We start from the raw sequence: 19558 nt of genomic DNA on the forward strand, positions 1-19558 counted from the left end.
AATATGTGTACATAGTGTTTCCATGACAAGCGACCTTTGCGGTCCGTCGCGGCTTCTGCAGCGCACGGCCCGCCTCGTGACGACCGCAACCTTGCTGGGCATGCTCGGCGCCGGCCTCACCGGATTACCGGCACAGGCCCAACCGACCCCCGGGCAGGCGCCCGCGAGCAGCGGCGACCGCGTCCTGGCCATCGGCACGCCACTGCTCCAGGAGACCTTCACCGGGGCCACGGCGGACCCCCGCTTCACCGCCGTGGGCGCCGCGTGCCTCACCGGCGCGCCCGCCGGCACACTCACCCCCGGCGGCCACCCCCTCGGCGGCTGCCCCGCCATCGAGGTCGGGCCGGTGCCGCCGCTGAACGCCGCGCCGCACGGATACCTCCGGATCACCGACGCCTCGAACGACCAGAGCGGCGCCGTCCTGTTCGACCAGGCACTGCCGGCCGGCAACGGCCTGGACGTCTCCTTCGACCAGTGGCAGTACGGCAGCACGACGCCCGCCACCCCGGCCGACGGCATCTCCTTCTTCCTGGTCAACGGCGACACCTCGCTCACCCACCCGGGCGCCTTCGGCGGCAGCCTCGGCTACGCGCAGAAGCTCCCCGACGACAACCCGAGCCTCACCTTCCTGCCCGGTGTCGACCGCGGCTACCTGGGTGTCGGGCTGGACGTCCTCGGCAACTACTTCGGTGACTGGGAACACCGCGGCGACGGCTGCGCGACCCGCTCGCCGGCCGGCACCGGATTCCGCATCCCGGCGCCGGGCGCCAACATGGTCACCGTCCGCGGCCCCGGCGACGGCACGACCGGCTACTGCTTCCTGACCGCGACGACCAGCAACTTCACCACCACCGGCCCGTGGCCCTCCACCCTGCCGGGCCAGCTGCAGGGCCCGCTGACGGTGATGCCGCCCCTGGCGACCCCGGCGCAGGCGGAGGCCCTCCTGGAGCCGTCCCGCCGCCGGGTGAACGTGCACCTGACCCCCGCGCCGTCGCCGGTGCTGACGATCAGCGTGGACTTCAACGACGGCACCGGACCGCACCAGGTGCTGTCCACCCCCGCTCCGACGCCCGTTCCCGCCACCTACAAGTTCGGCTTCGCCGGGTCGACCGGCCTGTTCACCGACGTTCACCTGATCCGCAACGTGGTGGTCAGCACCGACCAGCCGCTGCCCGCGCTGAACCTGGTGAAGCAGGCCCACCAGCCGCTGCCCGGCCTCATCACGGTCGGCACGCCCGTGCCGTACGACTTCGTGGTGACCAACTCCGGGAACGTGGCGATCGACAACCTGGGCGTCAACGACCCCAAGGTCGGACCGGTCAGCTGCCCCGTCGTCACCCTGGCCCCGGGCGAGACCGTCACCTGCACGGCCACCTACCTGGTGACCGCCGCCGACGCCGCGGCCGGACAGATCGCCAACACCGCCGTGGCCACCGGCACCGCCGGCGGCAACCCGATCGAGTCCCCGCCCGCCTCCGAGACCGTGCCGGTCGTGGCGCCACCGGGCATCAACCTGACCAAGCACGTCGACGCCCCCGGACCGTTCGCGGTCGGGGAGACGGTGCCGTACAGCTACGTGGTCACCAACACCGGCGGCGTCCAGGTGACCGCCGTCGGCGTGACCGACGACCGCGTCACCGGCATCACCTGCGACGCCGGCACCCTGGCCCCGGCCGGCAGCCCCGGCGACAGCACCACCTGCCACGGCAGCTACGTCGTCACCCAGACGGACGCCGACGCCGGCCAGGTCGTCAACAACGCCCTCGCCCACGGCACGGCCGACGGAGCGCCGATCACCTCCCCGCCCGCCCAGGCCACCGTTCCCGTGGTCTCGACGTCGAGCCTGGGGCTGACGAAGCGGGCGAGCACTCCCGGCCCGGTGAACGTGGGCGACACGGTCACCTACACCTACACGGTCGCCAACACGGGTGCGACGACGCTGAACAGCGTGAAGGTCGCGGACGACCACGTCACGCCGGTGACCTGCTCCGGGACGACGCTCGGTCCCGGGCAGAGCACGACGTGCACCGGTACCTATGTGGTGACGGCCGCGGACGCGGTGGCGGGACACGTCACCAATGTGGCGACGGCCGATGCTCTCAACCCGCAGGGCGTGCACGTCGAGAGTCCGCCGGCGCAGGTCACGGTCGAGGTGGTGGCCGTCGCGAGCCTGTCGCTGGCGAAGCGGGCGAGCACCGCCGGTCCGGTGGACGTGGGGGACACGATCACCTACACGTACACGGTCACCAACACGGGTACGGCCGCGGTGCACGGCCTGACGGTGACGGACGACAAGGTCTCGCCGGTGACCTGCGTGGCGACGACGCTGGCGGCCGGGCAGGGTACGACGTGCAGTGGCAGCTACGTGGTGACCACGGCGGATGCGGTGGCGGGGCATGTGCTCAACGTGGCGACGGCGAACGGTCTCAACCCGGAGGGCGGGCCGGTGGCCAGTCCGCCGGCGCAGGAGACGGTGCCGGTGACCTCGGTTGCGAGCCTGTCGCTGGCGAAGCGGGCGAGTACCGCCGGTCCGGTGGACGTGGGGGACACGATCACGTACACGTACACGGTGACGAACACCGGTACGGCTGCGGTGCACGGCCTGACGGTGACGGACGACAAGGTCTCGCCGGTGACCTGCGTGGCGACGACGCTGGCAGCCGGGCAGAGCACGACCTGCACCGGCAGCTACGTGGTGACCAGCGCGGACACGGCGGCCGGCAGCGTGACGAACCACGCCACGGCCAACGGTCTCGACCCGCAGGGTCGGCCCGTCCAGAGCCCGCAGGCGCAGGCCACCGTGCCGGTGGCGGGCGCCACGTCGAGCCTGTCGCTGACGAAGCGGGCCGACCTGCCCGGTCCGGTGCACGTGGGTGACACGATCACCTACACCTACACGGTCACCAACACCGGCACGACCGCGCTGACCGACCTGACCGTCGACGACAACCGGGTCTCGGACATCACGTGTGCCGAGACGTCCCTCGCTCCCGGGCAGAGCACGACCTGCACCGGCGGCTACGTGGTCACCGAGCACGACGCCTCGGCGGGTCACGTCACCAACCGTGCGACGGCCGACGCCCTGGACCCGGACCGCCGGCCCGTCCAGAGCCCGCCCGTCGAGCTCTGCATCACCGTCGAGGAGGAGTGGTCGCCGCCGCACCACGGTCACAAGTCGGCGCGTCCCGAGTCCTTCGACTACATCGACCACCTCAACCACTTCGGCTACTTCGGCTACCCGGCCGAGGCCGCGTGACCGGCGAGCGGTCCGGGCCGCCGGCCGACCCGGTTCCGATAGCCGGCCCGGGTCCGGTACCCGGTCCGGCGCCGTCGTTCCGGCGGCGTCGGACGGTGCCTCCCGGGTACCCCGCCAGTGAGGTCGCGCGGCCGCCTCCGTGACTCCGTCCTGACGGAGCGCGGAACCGGCGACCGGTGACGACCCGGCTCCCGCCCCACCCAGCGGCCCCACCGGCGATCCGTCCGGTGGGGCCGCTGCGGCGGAAGGGGAGGCGGGGCGTGCGGGGTCTCCGGGTCGATGCCGCCGCTGCCCCTCCGGGCTTCGTCGAGGCCGCAGCTCCGGGTGCGCAGCCGGACGCAGCCGGAGGCGAAGTCGGCGCGGCTCCGTTCGCCCGTGCCGAACGGCTACCCGGCGGCCAGCTCGGCGGCGTAGCGGTCGGCGGCCTCCGCCAGGCTGTCGAGGTGCCGGTTCGGGTGGCCGTGGTCCCCGAGGAGCCGGCGCGCGGCGGCGAGGTCGCCGTCCAGGAGTTCGCAGAGGACCACCAGGGCGATGGACGGGGGCATGTGGCGCCGGGTCGTCCACCGCTGGACCGCGGGCATGCCCTCGTGCGCCAGGACCTCCCGCAGCTCCTCGATCACCGGCGCGAGCCAGAGCGCCTTCAGCGCGTACTCGCCGCGGCCGGCGAAGGTCCGGGAGAGGCCGGCCAGCAGCTGGGCCGGGTACTCCTCGACCGGCTCGGCGAAGTCGGGGTAGTCCTTGGCGAACTCCTCCCAGTCGGCGTCGAGTTCGGCGATCTGCGCGGGGAGCACCGGCCACCGGGCGTAGCTCTCCTCGGAGCGGGTGAACACCTCGCGCAGCAGGGGGTAGGAGAGCTCGGTGGCGCGGGAGAGCAGCACCGCGTCGTAGAGGTCCTTGCCCTGCGGGTGGGAGTCGGAGACCAGCCAGAGGATCTTCCAGGCGAGCGAGAGCTCCGGGGTGGCGGCGAGCAGCGGGGCGCCGACGCCGGGGAGTTCGCAGGGCCGCGGCTCGGCGGGCAGGCTCTCGGTGAAGACGAAGTCCAGCTGGACGGTGCCGCCGGGCACGCCCGGGGCCGTCCACGGCAGCACCAGCCGGCGTCCGGGGACCCGGCCGTACGTCCAGATCTCGTCGCCGACGGCCCGGTCGGCGTGCAGCCGGACCCCGCCGGTAGCCGTCCCGGAGGAGAGCGCCTCGGCACCGGCGGCCAGCTCGGTGAGCATCCGGCCGGTCCGCTCGTCCTCCAGCAGCCAGTCCGTCGGCCGCACCACGAAGTCCAGGTCGCCCGGCTCCCGGGCCTGTTCGCCGTACCAGGCGCGCAGCAGGACGCTGCCGCGCAGGACGAGGTGCCCCGCCCACGGGGAGGCGGCGACGGCGGACAGGACGGTGGTCAGCGCCTCGCGCCGGGCGGTCAGCCAGCGCTCGGCGAGCAGCGGGTCGCCGAAGACGGGTTCGCTCGGCCGCAGGGCCCGGGCGTAGCCGGCGAGCGCGGGGTCGAAGACCGGCTGCTGGCGCACCCCCTCGGCGTCGATCGGCAGGATGGACCGGGGCAGGTCCCGCTCCTCCCGGACGTCCTCGGACGGGGGCTGCCCCGGCAGCGACAGGCCTTCCCACGGCCCGTGGTCGAGGCCCTCCCAGACGAGGGGCTGCTCCTTGGTCATCGGGTCTCTCCTTCGGTGGTGCGGTCGTTCTCGGTCAGCCAGCCCGCGTCCAGCGCCTCGTCGCTGTCCACGGCGACGAACTCGCGCTCCACGGAGGCGATCCGGTGGCCGTCGGCGGTGAGCTCGGCGAGCAGTGCCTCCAGGCGCCGGCCGGCGGTGGCCAGGCCGACCCGGCGGCACCGCTGGGTGACGAACCACTCGAAGCGGCCGTCCTCGCGCACCCGGCGCGGGTTGTGCGACAGGTGGGCGCCGTGCCGGACGGCGAGGTCGGCGAGACCGGGCGCCGGGGCGGGCCCGGGCAGCAGCAGTTTGACGTGGTGCTCGAAGTAGCGGGCCGGTCCGTGCGCGGCGGCGTCCCCGTCCTCGGCCGGGACGCCGCGGGCCCACGGCGCGGCCTCGATCTTGGTGCGCAGCACGGCGAACCCGGCCCCGGCCAGCCGCCGCGCCGTCCGGGCGGCCGTCCCGGCGACCTCGTCCAGCGGCCCGGTGGCGCGCAGGGTGAGCATCGGCTGCGAGGGCGCCGTGCCGCGGGCCAGCAGGATGTGGGTGAACTTCAGGCCGTGCTCGGCGGCCCAGGCGGCCAGCGCCTCGGCGGCGCCCGGTCGCACGGTGAGGTGCACCTCGAAGTCGCCCCGGAGCTGGGGCAGGGCGGCCGGGGTGCCGTCGGGGTGTCGGTCGGGGCGGGTGGTGCGCATGACGGCATCGTGCCAGAGGCCTCCGACAGCGGTGGCGGCCGGTGAGGTGCACCGCCGCCCGACCGCCGGACGGGGCGGCGCGGACGGAGCGTCAGATCGTCCTCAGGTAGCCGGGGGCGGCCCAGGCGTCGTCGTCGACCGTGAGCCAGGGGGCGGCCGCGACGGCCGTCGGCGTCGCCCCGGCGAAGGCGACCACCTCCCGGTGCAGGTGCGACTGGTCGGCGTAGCCGGCCTCGGCCGCGACCAGGGCGGGGCGCTGGCCGGCGGCGAGGCGGTGGGCCGCGTGGTCGAAGCGGACGAGCCGGGCCGCGTGCTTGGGCGTCAGGCCGATCTGGTGCCGGAAGCGCGACCAGAGGCGCTTGCGGCTCCAACCCGCCCCGGCTGCCAGTCCGTCGATCCGGACGTTGCCCCGGTGGGCCACCAACTGTCCCCAGGCGAACGCGACTTCCGGATCGACGGCGGGCCCGTCCCGGTACCGGCGGGCGAGCGCGGCCTCGGCGATCGCGAACCGGTCGGCCCAGGAACCGGCGGCACGCAGCCGCTCCTGGGTGCGGGCGGCGTCGCGGCCCCACAGGTCGTCGAGGCGGACGATCCCGCCGCGCAGGTCCCCGGTGGGCCCCAGGACGGCGTGCGCGACCACCGGCGACAGCCGGATCTGCAGGCACTCGACGTCCCGTCCGCGCCCGCGCAGGCCGTGCGGCGCGAGTCCGACGACGACGCTGCCGGTCTCCTGCGGGCCGCCCTCGGCGCCGCCGACGGCGAGCGGGGCGTCGCCGAGGTCGACGGCCACGGTGACGGCCGGATAGGGGACCACCTCCAGGTCGAGGGGGCCGGCGGTGCGGGCGCGGAATCCCGCCATGGCGATGCCCCCGATCCGGCCGGGGGGCACGGGAGTTGTGACGTCCCACAGCGGCGCGGCGGCGCGGGGCGTCTCGACGGGTCGCATGCCGCCAGGCTACGGGACATTCGTCCAAGACCGGCGGCCCCGGGGGCGGCGAACCTGGTGGCCCCGGGCAGGGAGCCCGGGACGGGAAAGGACCGCTCGTGACGCACCCGCTCGTGACGCACCCACCGATCGACCCCTTCGGGTCGGCCGTCGAACTCGCCGCCGCCGTCCGCCACAAGGAGGTGAGCCCGGTCGAGGCGGCCGACCACTACCTCGCGCGGATGGACGAGCTCGACCCCGGGCTGAACGCCTTCTGCCACCGCGACGACGACGCCGTCCGCAGGGCCGCGGCCGCCGCGGCCGACGCGGTGGTGCGGGCCGGGTCGACCGACGACCTCCCGCCGTTCCTCGGCGTCCCGCTGCCGGTCAAGGACCTCCGGGACGTCTTCGGCTGGCCCACCACCCACGGTTCGGCCGGTGCCTCCCGGGAGCCGGCCGCGGCCTCGGACCCGGTGGTCCGGCGGTTCGTGGCCGCGGGGTTCGTGCTGCTCGGCAAGACCACCACCTCCGAGTTCGGCACGCTGCCCTTCACCGAGAGCGAGGCGCTCGGCATCGCGCGCAACCCGTGGGACCCGGACCGGACTCCGGGCGGCTCGTCGAGCGGCGCGGGCGTCGCCGTCGCCGCCGGAATGGCGCCCCTCGCGCACGCCGAGGACGGCGGCGGCTCGATCCGCATCCCCGCCTCGTGCACCGGCCTGGTCGGCCTGAAGCCCACGCGCGGGCGGGTGACCGGCGCGACCGTGGCCGTGGAGGGGCTCGGCTCCAGCGGGGTGGTGACCCGCTCCGTGGCCGACACCGCGGCCGTCCTGGACGTGCTCGCCCGGCACGACCCGGGTGCCTGGTGGTCGCCGCCGTCCCCGGCCGGCTCCTTCGCCGACGCGATGTGGGCGGACCCGCCCGCCGGGCTGCGGATCGGCGTGCTCGTCGACTCCCCGGTCGAGGGGGTGGCGGTGGACCCGGCGTGCGCGGCGGCCGTCGCCCTGGCCCTGGGCACGCTCGAAGCGGCCGGCCACCACATCGTCGACACCCGCCTCCCGCTGCCCCGGACCGACCAACTGGTCACGGCGTTCACGACGATGTGGAACATCGGCGGCGCCGGGGTGCCGCTCGCCGATCCGGAGCGGATCGAGCCGCACAACCGGGCCCTGCGCGACGCGGCGCGGTCGGTCGACTCCTGGGCCTACGCGGAGGGGGTGCTCGCGGCCCAGCGGCTGTCGCGGCGCGTCGTCGAGGGCTTCACCGCCGGCTTCGACCTGCTGGTCACGCCCACCATGGCGTGCCTGCCGCCGCGGATCGGCGCCTGGCGGGCGGGCACCGACGAGGACCCCCTGATGGCGCTGCGGAACAGCTATCCGATGGGGGTCTTCACCTCCCTGTTCAACGTGACCGGGCAGCCGGCGGTCTCGCTGCCGCTCCACCACGACGGCGCCACCGGCCTGCCGGTCGGCGTCCAGCTCGTCGCCGCACCGTGGCGGGAGGACCTCCTCCTCCAGGTGTCCCGGACCCTGGAGCTCGCCCACCCCTGGAGCGACCGCCGCCCGCCGGGCTCCGGCGGTGGCCGCGGGCCCGGGAGCAGGTAGCCCGGGCCGCGGGGCGTGATCCGGGCCGGGGGCGACCACGGGGGTGTCGCCCCAGAGCCCCGGACGGCGCCCCGGACGGCGCCCCGCCCGGGGCCGGGGATACTGGCCGGATGCGAACGTACTCACCGGCCGCCGCGGTCGTGAACCTGCTGCTGGGGGTGCCGGCCGTGGTGCCGCTCTGGCTGCTCTGGTACTTCGCCGTCAACTGGCCGTTGGCGGCGCTGGGGTGGACGGTGGGGGAGCCGACCGAGAACGACGGCCCGCTGCCGTGGCTGGTGCTGTGCGGGCCGGTGGTGCTGGCCTCCGCGGCGCTGTGGTGGCTGGCGAACGAGGGCGTCCGGGGCCGGGCGGGGCGGTCCGGGCGGGCCGTCGGCGGGTGGGTGTACTGGTCGCTGAGTGCGGGGCTGACCCTGCTGCCCACGGGCGTGCTCATCGGGATGTCGTAGCGGCCGGGGCGGTCTCGGCGGTCGTAGCGGCCGGGGTGGTCGGGGCGGTCGGGGCGGTCGGGGCGGTCAGCAGGGCCGTGACGGCGGCGAGCAGGGCGGTGGCACCGGCCAGGAGGAGCACCGTGGTGGGGGTGGTGCGGTCGACGACGGCGCCGCCGAGCAGGGCGGCGATCCCGATGGTGGCCTGGAAGGAGGCTGTGAACAGGACGCCCGCGGCCTCGGGGGCGTGCGGGGCGGCGGCGAGGAACCAGCTGAGCGAGCAGACCGGGACGGCGCCGTAGGCCACGCCCCAGAGCAGCAGCAGCGCGGTGGCGCCGGGGCCGGTGGTGCCGAGGAGGGGCAGCAGGAGGGTGGCGGCGGCCAGCAGGGCGGCCGCCGCGGTGAACACCGGGCGCAGGGCGCGGGCGGCGCGCCGGCCGGCGAGCAGGTTGCCGAGCAGGCCGGCGGCGCCGTAGGCGAGCAGCAGTCCGCCGATCAGGCCAGGTCCGGCGTGGGTGACCTCGGCCAGGAACGGTGTGACGTAGGTGTAGCCGCCGAAGTGGGCGAGGACGATCAGGAAGGTCACCGCCAGGCCGGTGCGGGTGCCCCGGCCGGCGAGCAGTCCGCGCAGCACGCCGAGGCCGGTGGTGGTGGCCGGCGGCGCCAGCGGGGGCAGGCTCCACAGCAGGGCGGCCAGGGCCAGCAGGGTGAGGACGCCCATCGCGGCGAAGGCCGCGCGCCAGCCGGCGAGCGAGCCGAGCAGCACCCCGGCCGGGACGCCGAGCACGGAGCCGAGCGGGACGGCGGTGAAGATCACGGTGTTGGCGAGGGCCTGCCGGTCCGGCGGGACGAGCCGCGGGGCGAGCCCCGAGCCGATCGACCAGAAGGCGCCGATGACCAGGCCGAGGGCGACCCGGGCCGCCAGCACCGCCCCGTACCCGGGGGCGAAGGCGTTCAGCAGGTCGGCGGCCGCCAGGAGCAGCAGGAGGGCGCAGAGAATGGTGCGGCGGTCGGCCCGGCGGGTCGCGACGGTGACGGCGGGCGCGGCCACCGCGGCGACCAGGCCGGGCAGGGTCATCATCAGCCCGGCGGTGCCGTCGGAGATCCGGAAGGTGTCGCCGATCGGCGTGAGCAGGCCGACCGGCAGGATCTCGGTGGTGACGATGGCGAAGACGCCCGCGGTGACGGCGAGGACGGCGGGCCACCCGCCGGTCCGGGCACGGGCCCGGCGTTTCGGCGGGGAGTGCGGGGCGGGGCGGGCGGTGTCGGGCATGGCGGTGTCGGGCATGGGGGTGTTCCTGTCCGGGCACGGTGCGTGATCGATGCCCGAAGTCCACCAAGCCGGAGGGGCGTTGGGCTGGCGAGAATCGGACGTCAACGATCCCGCGGCCGCCCCGGCCGTGCCCGGCGCGAGGCGATGGCCGACGAGGCGGCGGCGGGGCCGGCGGCCGACGACCGCCCGTCACCGCCCGTCACCGCCCGCCACCGCCCGGAGCGGCCTACCCCTGTCCCCCCGCGGCCGCCGCCCCCGAGCCCCCTGCCGCGTCCTTGGCGAACGGCACGGTGCCGGTGTTGGCGACGTGCCGGGCCGCGACCCATGCGTTGCGGTCGCGCAGCAGGTACCAGATGTCGTTGCCGTCGATGTTCTGCGCCCTGACCTTGGACCGCAGCCCGATCTTGGCGCCGAACGGGAAGGTGCCGACGACGGAGGAGTCGGTGCTGGGGAACTCCCGGATGTTGACTCCGATCTCGCTGACAACGGTCCCGAAAGGCTCGCTGGGTGTACCCATCTTTTCCTCGCTCTTCCTTCGTCGACGGCACATGGCCCGAGGCGGCACGGGTCCGGCAAGCGTGACCGCGACGGTCCCCCGTGCCGCCGCGAGCCTAGGAGAGCGACCGGCGCGATCGGCCGCTTCGGCGGCTTCGCGGCGGTCGGTTCGCCCGGACGGGCCACCCGTGGGGCGTCGCGCCGCACCGGGTGCGCGGGGTCTCGCGGCCCGGGCGGGTGAGCTTCTCGGGGGAGCGGACGATGGAGAGGGCGGTGATCCGGCCGTCGTCGAGGCGCAGGGCCGCGACGCCGGCGCCCTCCCCGGCGAGGTCGACGACCGGACCCGGGCCGCCGTTGACCGGGACCGGCCGGACGGCGGCGGTTCGGCGGACCCGGGCGGCCCGGATGCCTCGGGTCAGATCCGGTCGGCGGACCAGGCCGGATCGCGGCCGGTGAGGGCCAGCAGCAGGTCCTCGGTGTCGGCGCCCGGCGGCGGGGTGCGCGGCGGGTCGAAGCGGCCGGTGCCCACCAGGTCGCGGTAGCCGCGGAACTCGGCGAGCGCGTACCGGGCGGCGTCCGGCGGCATCCGGCCGCGCTCGCCGAGCGCTCGGGAGAGGTCCCAGCCGTGCACGACCGTCTCGGCGGTCAGCTCCCGGGCGTACCCGCCGGCGTCCCGCAGGCCGTACGGGAGGTGGACCAGGAAGTCGGGGGCGCCGGGGCGGTTGAGCGCGCGCTGCGCGCTGCGCACCGCCATCGCCCAGACGCCCAGCGGGTTGCGGCCGAGCACGTCGCCCTCGAAGCGGTGGCCGATCTGCTCCGGGGTGTAGCCGGCGACCGCCTGGCACACCCACAGGTGCTGGGCCGCCACATGGTTGACCAGCGTGCGCACATCCCAGTCGCGGCACGGGGTGGGCGCTGTCCAGAGGTCCTCGGACATCGAGCGCAGCAGCCGGGCCGTTTCGGCGCCGGCGGCCGCGTACTGTGCGCGGACCTCAGCGTGGAATCCGGGTGGGTGGGGACATTCCATCGCCGGGCCTCCGTCTCCTGCCCTGCTCACTCCCAGTAAACCGCTACGGGGCGTGACGCGCCAGGGGAATCGGAGCCCGTTGTCCTGCGGATCTTCGGAGACCGGCACCGTTCGCGATCACCGTCCGTGGCGGTGGTGAGGCGCTCTGGTGGCGGCCCGGGGGGCGGATGTAGTGTCCATGCCATGACGACCGCCCGGCGCCGGGTCGCCCTCACCGCGACCCTCATCGGCGCTCTCGCCGCCACCGTCCTCCCCGCCGCCGCCACCGCCGCGACCGCGCAGCCGGCCCGCCCGTCCTGTCGGACCGTCGACTCCGCGCCGCTCGACCGCGAGCAGGCGCGCACCGCCGACCCGCGGACCGCCGCACTGACCGAGCGCGGGGGCTTCGGCGACTTCGTCCGCCGCTTCCCCGCCGCGCTCTGCTCCGCGCGCGGCGCCGCCGGGGCCGGCCGGATCGTCGACGCCTGGGGCGAGGCGCTCTGGCGGGCCGGCGTCGACCGCGCCCAGGGTCGCCGCCCCGGCGGGGACCTGCCGGTCGGCGACGACCGTCCGCTGTACTGGACCAGGGTCGCCATGACCGTCCAACTCGCCCGCTGGCAGCCGGACTTCACCATTGACGCGGCGGCCCTGCGGCAGCGCTTCGAGGATGCCTCGCGCGGGCTGTCCGACAGCGGGTTCGGTGCCCGCCACGGCGTGCGCCGGATCTTCGTGAGCGGCTTCGACCCCTTCGGCCTGGACGCCGAGCCGCGCCGCGCCAACCCCTCGGGATCGGCGGTGCTGCAACTGGACGGACGGCGGATCACCCTCGCCGACGGCACCCCGGCCGAGATCCAGGCGGTGGTGTTCCCGGTCCGCTACGGCGACTTCGACCGCGGCATCGTCGAGCGCGCGTTCGGCCCGCGGCTCGCCCCCGGCCACCGCTCCGCCGACCTCATCACCACCATCAGCCAGGGCTACCCCGGACTGTTCACCCTGGAGGCCTGGGCCGGCCGCTCCCGCTCCGCCGACCCCTACCCGGACAACGCCGGCGCGCTCTCCGGCGGTACCCGCGACCACCCCGTCACCGCCCCCGGGCTCGGCCCCGGCGCCGAGTTCATCGCCACCAGCCTGCCCACCGGGCCGATGACGGCCGTTCAGCAGCCCTTCCCGGTCCGGCTGAACACCACCGTCACCGAGATCCCCGCCGGGGCGAGCGCCCCCGTCGACCGGGCGAACGGCCCGACCCCCGGCTCGCGCGCGGTCGCCGGCGGCGGCGGGGGCTACCTCTCCAACGAGGTCGCCTACCGCACCAACCGGCTGCGCCTGGAGCTCGCCCCGGAGCTGCCCGGCGGCCATCTGCACACCCCGGTGCTCACAGGCCTGCCGGAGCGGACGGACCAGCTCACCGGGCCGGTCTTCGAGCAGAACGAGGCCGCGATCGCCGGCGAGGTCCTGGAGGTCCTGCGGCACAGCGCGGGCTGACGGCACGGCGCGGGCTGGCGGCACGGCGCGGGCTGGCGGCACGGCGCGGGCCGACGGCTCCGCACGGGGCGCGGCGGAGGCGGACCGGGGGACGAAGGCGGGCACGGCCGCCGGCCCGTCCGGCCGGGCGCCGGGGAGCGATCCCCGGGGCGCCCGGACCGGGCGGGCCTTCGCCGTGCCGGATCGGTACCAGCCGGCTGCCAGCGCCGTACCAGCGCGGCCCGGCACGGTGGCAGCCGACCCGGCCGAACGGGCCCCGGTCCGCTCGGCCCCCGATCCGCAACGCTTCCCCGGAGAACCGCCATGACGACCCCGCCACCCTCGCCCCGCCGCTGGTGGGGGTTGGGCGCCCTGGTGATCAGCGTCCTCGTGATCTCACTGGACGGCACGATCATCAACGTCGCCCTGCCCACGCTCTCCCGGGAGCTGGGCGCCTCCACCACCCAGCTCCAGTGGATCAGCGGCGGCTACCTGCTGACCTTCGCCGCCGTCATGCTCCCGGTCGGCGTGCTGGGCGACCGCTTCGGCCACAAGCGGCTGCTGCTCGCCGGCATCGCCGTCTTCGGCGCCGCCTCGGCCGTCGGCGTCCTGGCGGACGGTCCCGGCCCGGTGATCGCGGTCCGCGCCCTGATGGGCGTCGGCGCCGCCATGATCATGCCGCTCACCATGGCGATCCTGCCCAGGATGTTCGCCAGGGACGAGCTGGACAAGGCCGTCGGCACCTGGACCGCCGCCGCGTCGATCGGCATGCCGGTCGGCCCGTTGGTCGGCGGCTGGCTGCTCAACCACTTCTGGTGGGGCTCGGTCTTCGTCTTCAACCTCCCCGTGGCGGTGGCGGCCCTGGTCGCGGTCGCCGTCCTGCTGCCCGCCGACCCGGCGCCCGCCCGGCGCGCCGGGGCCGGCCGCCGGGCGCCCGCCTTCGACGGTCCCGGCGCCCTGCTCGGCGCCCTGGGCATCACCGGGCTGGTCCAGGGCTCCGTCCTGGTGCCGGAGGACGGCTGGGGCTCCGTCGAGGTGCTCGGCACGCTGGGCGCCGGTGCGCTGCTGCTGGCCGCCCTGGTGGTCCGCGAGCGCCGGGCCGCCGCCCCGCTGGTCGACCTCGGCCTGCTCGGCGACCGCAGGTTCCGGTGGGGCGCGGTCGTCGCGACCTTCGTCAACTTCTGCGTCATGGGCATCCTGTTCGTGGTGCCGCAGTACCTGGGGTCGGTGCTCGGCCACAGCGCCTTCGGCACCGGACTGCGCCTGCTGCCGCTGATCGGCGGCCTGGTGGTGGGCGCCCAGCTCGCCGAGGCCTTCGTCCCCCGGGTCGGACCGCGCGTCGTCATCCCGCTCGGCCTGCTGGTGCTGGCCGGCGGCACCCTGCTGGGCGCCCGGTCGACCGTCGCCGACGGCTACGGCTTCGCGGCCCTCTGGCTGGCCCTCACCGGCGCCGGATTCGGCCTGGCGATCGTCCCGAGCACCAGCATGGTCCTCGGCTCGCTGCCCGAGGAGGGCGCGGGCGCCGGTTCCAGCCTGCTGGAGACCCTGCAGCAGGTCGGCGGTGTGCTCGGTGTCGCGGGCCTGGGCAGTCTGCTCAGCTCCGGCTACCTCGACCGGCTCTCCACCGGCGGCCTGCCGGACGAGGCCGCCCGGGCGGCCCGGGACTCGGTGACCGGCGCGAACGCGGTGGCCGCCCAGCTGGACGACCCCGGGCTGCTGGCCTCCGCGCACGCCGCCTTCGTGCACGGCAGCAACCTGGTGCTGACGGCCTGCGGCCTGGTCGCCCTGGTGGCGGCGCTGCTCGCGGCCGCCTTCGTACCGCCGCGGTCCGCGTTCCCGGCGAAGCCGGCGGGCCGGGGGCGGGGCGGGACGGGGGAGCGGGAGCGGGCGGAGAAGCAGCCGCCGGGTGAGCGGCTCCCGGAGAAGGCACTGGACGGGACCGGGTGACGGCGGGATTTCCCACGGGTCGCGCCGGCGGCCGGTGCGTCCGTGATCGGCATCCTGCCCGGACGGGCCGGCCGTCGCCGCCGAGGCGACAGCCGGCCCGTCCGGGCGTCACCGGGCCGCGGCGTACCGCTCGACCAGATCGCGCTCCGCGTCCCGCAGGTAGGCGGTCATCTCGTTGGCCGCCTTCGCGAGCGCGCCCGCGTCGATCAGTTCGAGGATCCTCCGGTTGCGCGCGCCGTACGCGACATGGAACGCGCGCAGGTCGGACACCGCGTGGAAGACGAGCCGCAGTTCGGCCAGGACCCGGCTCATCAGCCCGTCCAGGCGGCGGCTGCCGGCCAGCGCCGTGAGCGCCAGGTGGAAACGGAGGTTGGCGGTGCCCAGGACCCGCCAGTCGGCCTCCGGCCCGGCCGCCTCGAACTCCTCGACGGCCGCTCGGAGCGGGGAGAGGTCGACGGTCCGGCCCCGCAGGTCCCTGATGACCGCCGGCTGCACCACCCGGCGCAGCCGGTACAGGTCGACCACGTCGGCCACGCTCAGCCGCCGGACGAACACGCCCTGGCCGTGCCGATGCTCGACGACCCCTTCGTGCGCCAGCAGCCGGAACGCTTCGCGCAGGGTGTTGCGGGAGACCTTCAGTCCCTTGCTGATGCCGTCCTCGGGCAGCCTGACGTCGGGCAGGTGCTTGCCCTCGGCGATCCGGCGGCGCAGGATCGCCGCGACGTGCTCCGCCTTGCTGCTCCAGCCCGCCTGGGCGAGTTCCTCGGCCCAGTCCTCGTCCTCGTTGCCCGTTCCACTGCCCGTTCCACTGCCCGCTCGGCTGTCCACGGCGCCCCTCCCGGCTCGTCACTCGTGCCGCACCTTCGTACCACCCCTCGCGACGTCCCGTCAGGCGGCAGGAGCAACAATGCGGTTGTTCAACAATCCTCTTGGTGATTCGTCCATTTTCCGGTGAAGTGGATCGGGTGCCACCGGTGCCTTGCGAGCGCTGTCCGGGTGCTGCCACTGTCGGAAGCGAAAGGGCTGTCACCACACCGCAGTTGGGGGAGAATCATGCCACGACCGCCAAAGGGGTTCCCGGGCCGGAACCGCGCCCGCCGACCTGTCCGTGCCACCGGGGGCGACCGCTCGCCGGTCGCGGCCGCGCTGTCCACGGTACTGATCAATGCGGGGTTGGACCTCCACCCCGTCCTGCGACTGGCCGTCGCCGCCGGCCTCCTGGGGCTCGCCCTGGGTGGCCGGCTGATCGTGACGGGCCCCCTGTCGCTGTTCGCCGGGCGCTACCGCGCCGCCGGCGCCCGCAGTCTGAGCCTGTCGGTCAGCTGCGGGCGGGGTCCGGCCCGCCACCTGGCGGTGGGGGTGAGGCTCGGCGACCGCGGAATCGGCATGGCCGCGGCCCTCGGCCCCCTGTCGCCGATGACCACCCTGTCCGCCCTGCTGGACTCCTCCTCCCGCTAGGGAACCGCCGGACGACTCCCGCCGGGCGACTCCCGCCGGGCGCGCGGCGCCGGGGCGTACACCCCCGCGCTTCGTCCACCGGACGCGTCCCCACGCCGCGCCGTCGCCGGGATCCGGGCACCGAACGCCCCGGCCCGGCGGCCGCCGGACAGGCCCCGCCCCGCCTCCGCCGTACGTCGCCCGGACCCTTGGCGGCACGGCACCACCTCCCCCTTTCCCCTCCCTCCGATCCGCCCCGCGCCGGCATCCCCCTGCCGCGAACAACCGACCCGCCGACGAAGGAGATCCCTCCCGATGACCGAGACCCGCACCGCCCTCGCGCCCTCCCACGCCGCCCTGGAGCCCGCCCGCGCCCGGGCGCTGTTCCGGGCCGGCACCGCGGTGCCCACGGCCGGCTGGTGCCTGGGCCGCACCCAGGCCAACATGATCAGCGTGCCCGCGGACTGGGCCGCCGACGTCGCCCGCTTCGCCGAACTCAACCCCGCGCCCTGCCCCGTCCTCGAACAGACCGCTCCCGGCGCCCGTACCAGCGTCCTGGCCCCCGGCGCGGACCTCGCCACCGACCTGCCCCGCTACCGGGTCTGGCACGACGGCCGGTGGCAGGAGCACTCCGACGTCACCGCCCACTGGCGCGACGACCTCGTCACCTTCCTCATCGGCTGCTCCTTCACCTTCGAGTCCGCGCTGCTGGAGGCCGGCATCCCGCTGCGCCACGTCGCCGAGGGCCGCAACGTCGCGATGTACCGAACGGCCCGGGCGTGCGTCCCCGCCGGACGGCTGCACGGCCCGATGGTGGTCTCCATGCGGGCCGTCCCCCGGGACCTGGTCGCCGCCGCGCGGGCGATCACCGCCCGGATGCCGGCCGTGCACGGCGCGCCGGTGGCCGTCGGCGAGCCCGGGGACCGCTCCAACGCCGAACTCGGCATCCCGGACCTGGACCGGCCCGACTTCGGCGACCCGACCGTGATCGGCCCCGACGACGTCCCGGTGTTCTGGGCCTGCGGTGTCACCCCCCAGTCGGCCCTGATGGCCTCCCGCCCGCCCTTCGCGATCACCCACGCGCCGGGGCACATGTTCGTGACCGACAGGTTCGACCGCGACTACCTGGTCGCCGAGAAGGGCTGACCGGTCGCCATGGACATCCTCCGGTACGGCAGTCGGGCCCTGCTGGTCGAGGTCGCCGACCTCGACGAGGCGGCCCGGCTGCACGCCGCGCTGGTGCGCGAACCGCTCCCCGGAACGCTGGAACTCGTTCCCGCCGCCCGAACCGTCCTGGTGCGCTACGACCCCGGGGCCACCGGCCCGGACCGGCTCGCCGACGCCCTGCGCGCCGTCGACCTGCCGGCGACCGCCCCCGCCGCCACCGCCCCCGCCGCCACCGCCCCCGCCACCGATGCCGCCGGGACCGTCGAGATCCCGGTCCGCTACGACGGTGCGGACCTGGCGGAGGTGGCCCGCCTGTGCGGCCTGACGGTCCCCGAGGTCATCGCCCGCCACTGCGCCGCCACCTACCGCGTGGCGTTCTGCGGCTTCGCTCCCGGATTCGCCTACCTGAGCGGGGTCGACCCCGCTCTGCGGGTACCGCGCCGCGCCGTCCCGCGCACCCGGGTGCCGGCGGGCGCGGTCGCCCTCGCCGACGAGTTCACCGGCGTCTACCCCCGCGAGTCGCCCGGCGGCTGGCACCTGCTCGGCGTCACCGGCCTGTCCCTGTGGGACACCGGGGCCGACCCGCCGACGCCGCTGGCACCCGGCACGGCCGTCCGCTTCACGCCGGCCGACCCGCCGCACCTCCCGCACCCCTCGCACCTCCCGCACTCCTCGCACCCGTCGCACCCCTGAAGGAACCCGACGCGGCACCCCGCCCCCGGCGGGCGGGGTGCTTCCGGGAACGGGTGCGGGCCCGGCCGCACCGCACGCGGCCACCCACCCCTCCTGCCAGGACCGCCACGTCACACCGACCACCACCCCACGGAGGACCAGATGACCGGCAGCCCCGCGATCCCCGCCCGACGCCTGCGGGTGGTCCACCCCGGTTTCGGCGCCACCGTCCAGGACCTGGGCCGCCCCGGCCGCGCCGCGCTGGGTGTCGGGCGCTCCGGCGCCGCCGACGGCCGCAGCCTGCGCCTGGCCAACCGGCTCGTCGGCAACCGGGAGGAAGCCGCCGCCATCGAGGCACCCCTGGGCGGGCTCGTCCTGGACATCGGCCACCACACCACCGTCGCCCTCACCGGCGCGCCCTGCCCCGCCCACGCCGACGGCCGCGCCGTCGATCTCAACGCCCCCGTCGGACTGGCCCCCGGCAGCCGGCTGACCATCGGCGTCCCGTACGAGGGCCTGCGGGTCTACCTCGCCGTACGCGGTGGCGTGGACCTTCCGCCGGTCCTGGGCTCCCGATCGACCGACACCCTCTCCGGGATCGGCCCCGCCCGCCTCGCGGCCGGCGACCTCCTGCCGGTCGGCGACCTCACGGCCGGCTGGCCCGCGGCGGACTTCGCCCCCCAGCGGGCGCTGCCCTCCGAGCCCGTCCTGCGGATCCTGCCCGGCCCCCGGGACGACTGGTTCACGCCCGAATCCCTCGCCGCGCTGTGTGCCCGGCCCTACCTGGTCACCGACCGGAGCGACCGCGTCGGCATGCGGCTGACCGGGCCGGTGCTGCACCGCGCCCGCCCCGGCGAACTGCCCTCCGAGGCCGCGGTGCCGGGCGCGCTGCAGGTACCGCCGGACGGGCAGCCGATCCTCTTCCTCGCCGACCACCCGGTCACCGGCGGCTACCCCGTCATCGCGGCCGTCCACGAGGACGACCTCCCGCTCGCCGCCCAGACCCGCCCCGGCCAGTCCCTGCGCTTCCGGGCGGTGTGACCGCGCGGGACCACCCGCAGCACGGCCCCGGCGTCCGGTCGGGAGCGCGTCGACGGTCGAGGCGTGCCGGACGGACCACGAGCGCCCCTCGGGAGCCCCGGACACCGCCGGCCTGCGAGCGGACCGTGAACGTCCCTCCGACCCCGGAGGGGCCGACGTCGCCGGGCCGACCCCGACCGCTACCCCGCCGCCGGGGCCGGCGCGGCACCGACCGGGGGAAGGGCCCGATCGCCCCCTGCGCGCGGAACGGGCGGCCGGACGGCGGACCCGGGCGGCGGTGGGCGCGGTCTGCACGCTCGGGGCGTCGATCACACACGCGCCCGGCCCGCTGGGGCGCACCCGTCGTCGGGGCAGGCCGCTGAGCCGATCGAACACGCCGCCGCGCCGCGGTGGTCCGGGGTGGGTACGCGCGCGGGAGGTGGCGCCACGGGACCCCGGTCCGGTCCGCGGACAGGACCGCGTCGAGGATGTCCCGCAGGCCGTGCTCGGGTGGGTGTGC

General features: G+C 76.0%; 16 protein-coding genes and 1 pseudogene. 9 read left to right on the plus strand and 8 right to left on the minus strand.

What is annotated here, in order from left to right:
• Positions 1–76 precede the first annotated feature (76 nt).
• Entirely contained in the window at positions 77–3256 is a 3180-nt protein-coding gene (locus ACFC0B_RS10220; RefSeq protein ID WP_376084484.1) for a hypothetical protein, read from the plus strand.
• Positions 3257–3642: 386 nt separating this feature from the next.
• On the opposite strand, the gene ACFC0B_RS10225 is transcribed toward ACFC0B_RS10220, so the two are convergent.
• The 3 genes from ACFC0B_RS10225 to ACFC0B_RS10235 form a co-directional block, all read right to left on the minus strand.
• A complete protein-coding gene (locus ACFC0B_RS10225; protein WP_376084486.1) occupies positions 3643–4914 on the minus strand; it encodes a nucleotidyl transferase AbiEii/AbiGii toxin family protein in 1272 nt (423 codons plus the stop codon).
• Positions 4911–5609, minus strand: a complete 699-nt coding sequence (locus ACFC0B_RS10230) for a hypothetical protein (RefSeq protein WP_376084487.1) — start codon at positions 5607–5609, stop codon at positions 4911–4913. Before ACFC0B_RS10230 ends, ACFC0B_RS10225 begins: the two co-directional genes overlap by 4 nt.
• Positions 5610–5700: 91 nt before the next feature.
• The gene (locus tag ACFC0B_RS10235) at positions 5701–6555 is read right to left on the minus strand and encodes a helix-turn-helix domain-containing protein (RefSeq protein WP_376084489.1); all 855 of its coding nucleotides are present in this window, start codon (positions 6553–6555) and stop codon (positions 5701–5703) included.
• Positions 6556–6653: 98 nt separating this feature from the next.
• Between ACFC0B_RS10235 and ACFC0B_RS10240 the strand changes: the two genes are divergently transcribed.
• Complete coding sequence (locus tag ACFC0B_RS10240; RefSeq protein WP_376084491.1) at positions 6654–8135, plus strand: amidase; 1482 nt, start codon at positions 6654–6656, stop codon at positions 8133–8135.
• A gap of 110 nt (positions 8136–8245) precedes the next feature.
• Complete coding sequence (locus ACFC0B_RS10245; RefSeq protein ID WP_376084493.1) at positions 8246–8581, plus strand: hypothetical protein; 336 nt, start codon at positions 8246–8248, stop codon at positions 8579–8581.
• Here the strand turns inward: ACFC0B_RS10245 and ACFC0B_RS10250 are convergent.
• From ACFC0B_RS10250 to ACFC0B_RS10260, 3 genes are all read right to left on the minus strand, one after another.
• Positions 8565–9848 (minus strand): MFS transporter, encoded by a 1284-nt coding sequence (locus ACFC0B_RS10250; RefSeq protein ID WP_376084495.1) that lies wholly within the window; start codon positions 9846–9848, stop codon positions 8565–8567. The genes ACFC0B_RS10245 and ACFC0B_RS10250 overlap by 17 nt on opposite strands.
• A gap of 211 nt (positions 9849–10059) precedes the next feature.
• Complete coding sequence (locus ACFC0B_RS10255; RefSeq protein ID WP_376084497.1) at positions 10060–10350, minus strand: SH3 domain-containing protein; 291 nt, start codon at positions 10348–10350, stop codon at positions 10060–10062.
• Between the two features lie 393 nt (positions 10351–10743).
• Positions 10744–11355: a TIGR03086 family metal-binding protein gene (locus tag ACFC0B_RS10260; RefSeq protein ID WP_376084499.1), complete on the minus strand. Its 612-nt coding sequence runs from the start codon at positions 11353–11355 to the stop codon at positions 10744–10746.
• A 183-nt stretch (positions 11356–11538) separates the two neighbouring features.
• Here ACFC0B_RS10260 and ACFC0B_RS10265 point away from each other — a divergent pair, with 183 nt between their 5' ends.
• Both ACFC0B_RS10265 and ACFC0B_RS10270 read left to right on the plus strand, forming a co-directional pair.
• Positions 11539–12816 (plus strand): pyroglutamyl peptidase, encoded by a 1278-nt coding sequence (locus ACFC0B_RS10265; protein WP_376084501.1) that lies wholly within the window; start codon positions 11539–11541, stop codon positions 12814–12816.
• Between the two features lie 303 nt (positions 12817–13119).
• On the plus strand, positions 13120–14742 hold the full coding sequence (locus ACFC0B_RS10270) for an MFS transporter (RefSeq protein ID WP_376084503.1): 1623 nt from the start codon (positions 13120–13122) through the stop codon (positions 14740–14742).
• 108 nt (positions 14743–14850) lie between these two features.
• Here the strand turns inward: ACFC0B_RS10270 and ACFC0B_RS10275 are convergent, their stop codons facing one another.
• Positions 14851–15570 carry a GntR family transcriptional regulator gene (locus ACFC0B_RS10275; protein WP_376084505.1) on the minus strand — a complete coding sequence of 240 codons (720 nt, stop codon included), beginning with the start codon at positions 15568–15570 and terminating at the stop codon, positions 14851–14853.
• Between the two features lie 345 nt (positions 15571–15915).
• Between ACFC0B_RS10275 and ACFC0B_RS10280 the strand changes: the two genes are divergently transcribed.
• The 4 genes from ACFC0B_RS10280 to ACFC0B_RS10295 all read left to right on the plus strand — a co-directional run bounded on the left by ACFC0B_RS10280 (position 15916) and on the right by ACFC0B_RS10295 (position 19059).
• Positions 15916–16200, plus strand: coding sequence for a hypothetical protein (locus tag ACFC0B_RS10280; RefSeq protein WP_376084507.1), 285 nt, complete (start codon positions 15916–15918; stop codon positions 16198–16200).
• A 294-nt stretch (positions 16201–16494) separates the two neighbouring features.
• Positions 16495–17325 carry a putative hydro-lyase gene (locus ACFC0B_RS10285; RefSeq protein ID WP_376084509.1) on the plus strand — a complete coding sequence of 277 codons (831 nt, stop codon included), beginning with the start codon at positions 16495–16497 and terminating at the stop codon, positions 17323–17325.
• A 9-nt stretch (positions 17326–17334) separates the two neighbouring features.
• Positions 17335–18039 (plus strand): allophanate hydrolase subunit 1, encoded by a 705-nt coding sequence (locus ACFC0B_RS10290; protein ID WP_376084511.1) that lies wholly within the window; start codon positions 17335–17337, stop codon positions 18037–18039.
• 141 nt (positions 18040–18180) lie between these two features.
• Positions 18181–19059 carry a biotin-dependent carboxyltransferase family protein gene (locus tag ACFC0B_RS10295; RefSeq protein ID WP_376084513.1) on the plus strand — a complete coding sequence of 293 codons (879 nt, stop codon included), beginning with the start codon at positions 18181–18183 and terminating at the stop codon, positions 19057–19059.
• Here the strand turns inward: ACFC0B_RS10295 and ACFC0B_RS10300 are convergent.
• A pseudogene (locus ACFC0B_RS10300) lies at positions 18977–19558 on the minus strand (transposase); the annotation flags it as partial. The gene ACFC0B_RS10295 and the pseudogene ACFC0B_RS10300 sit on opposite strands and share 83 nt — an antisense overlap.

The organism is Kitasatospora sp. NPDC056184, assembly GCF_042268405.1.
In the GTDB taxonomy this organism is placed as follows: Bacteria; Actinomycetota; Actinomycetes; order Streptomycetales; family Streptomycetaceae; genus Kitasatospora.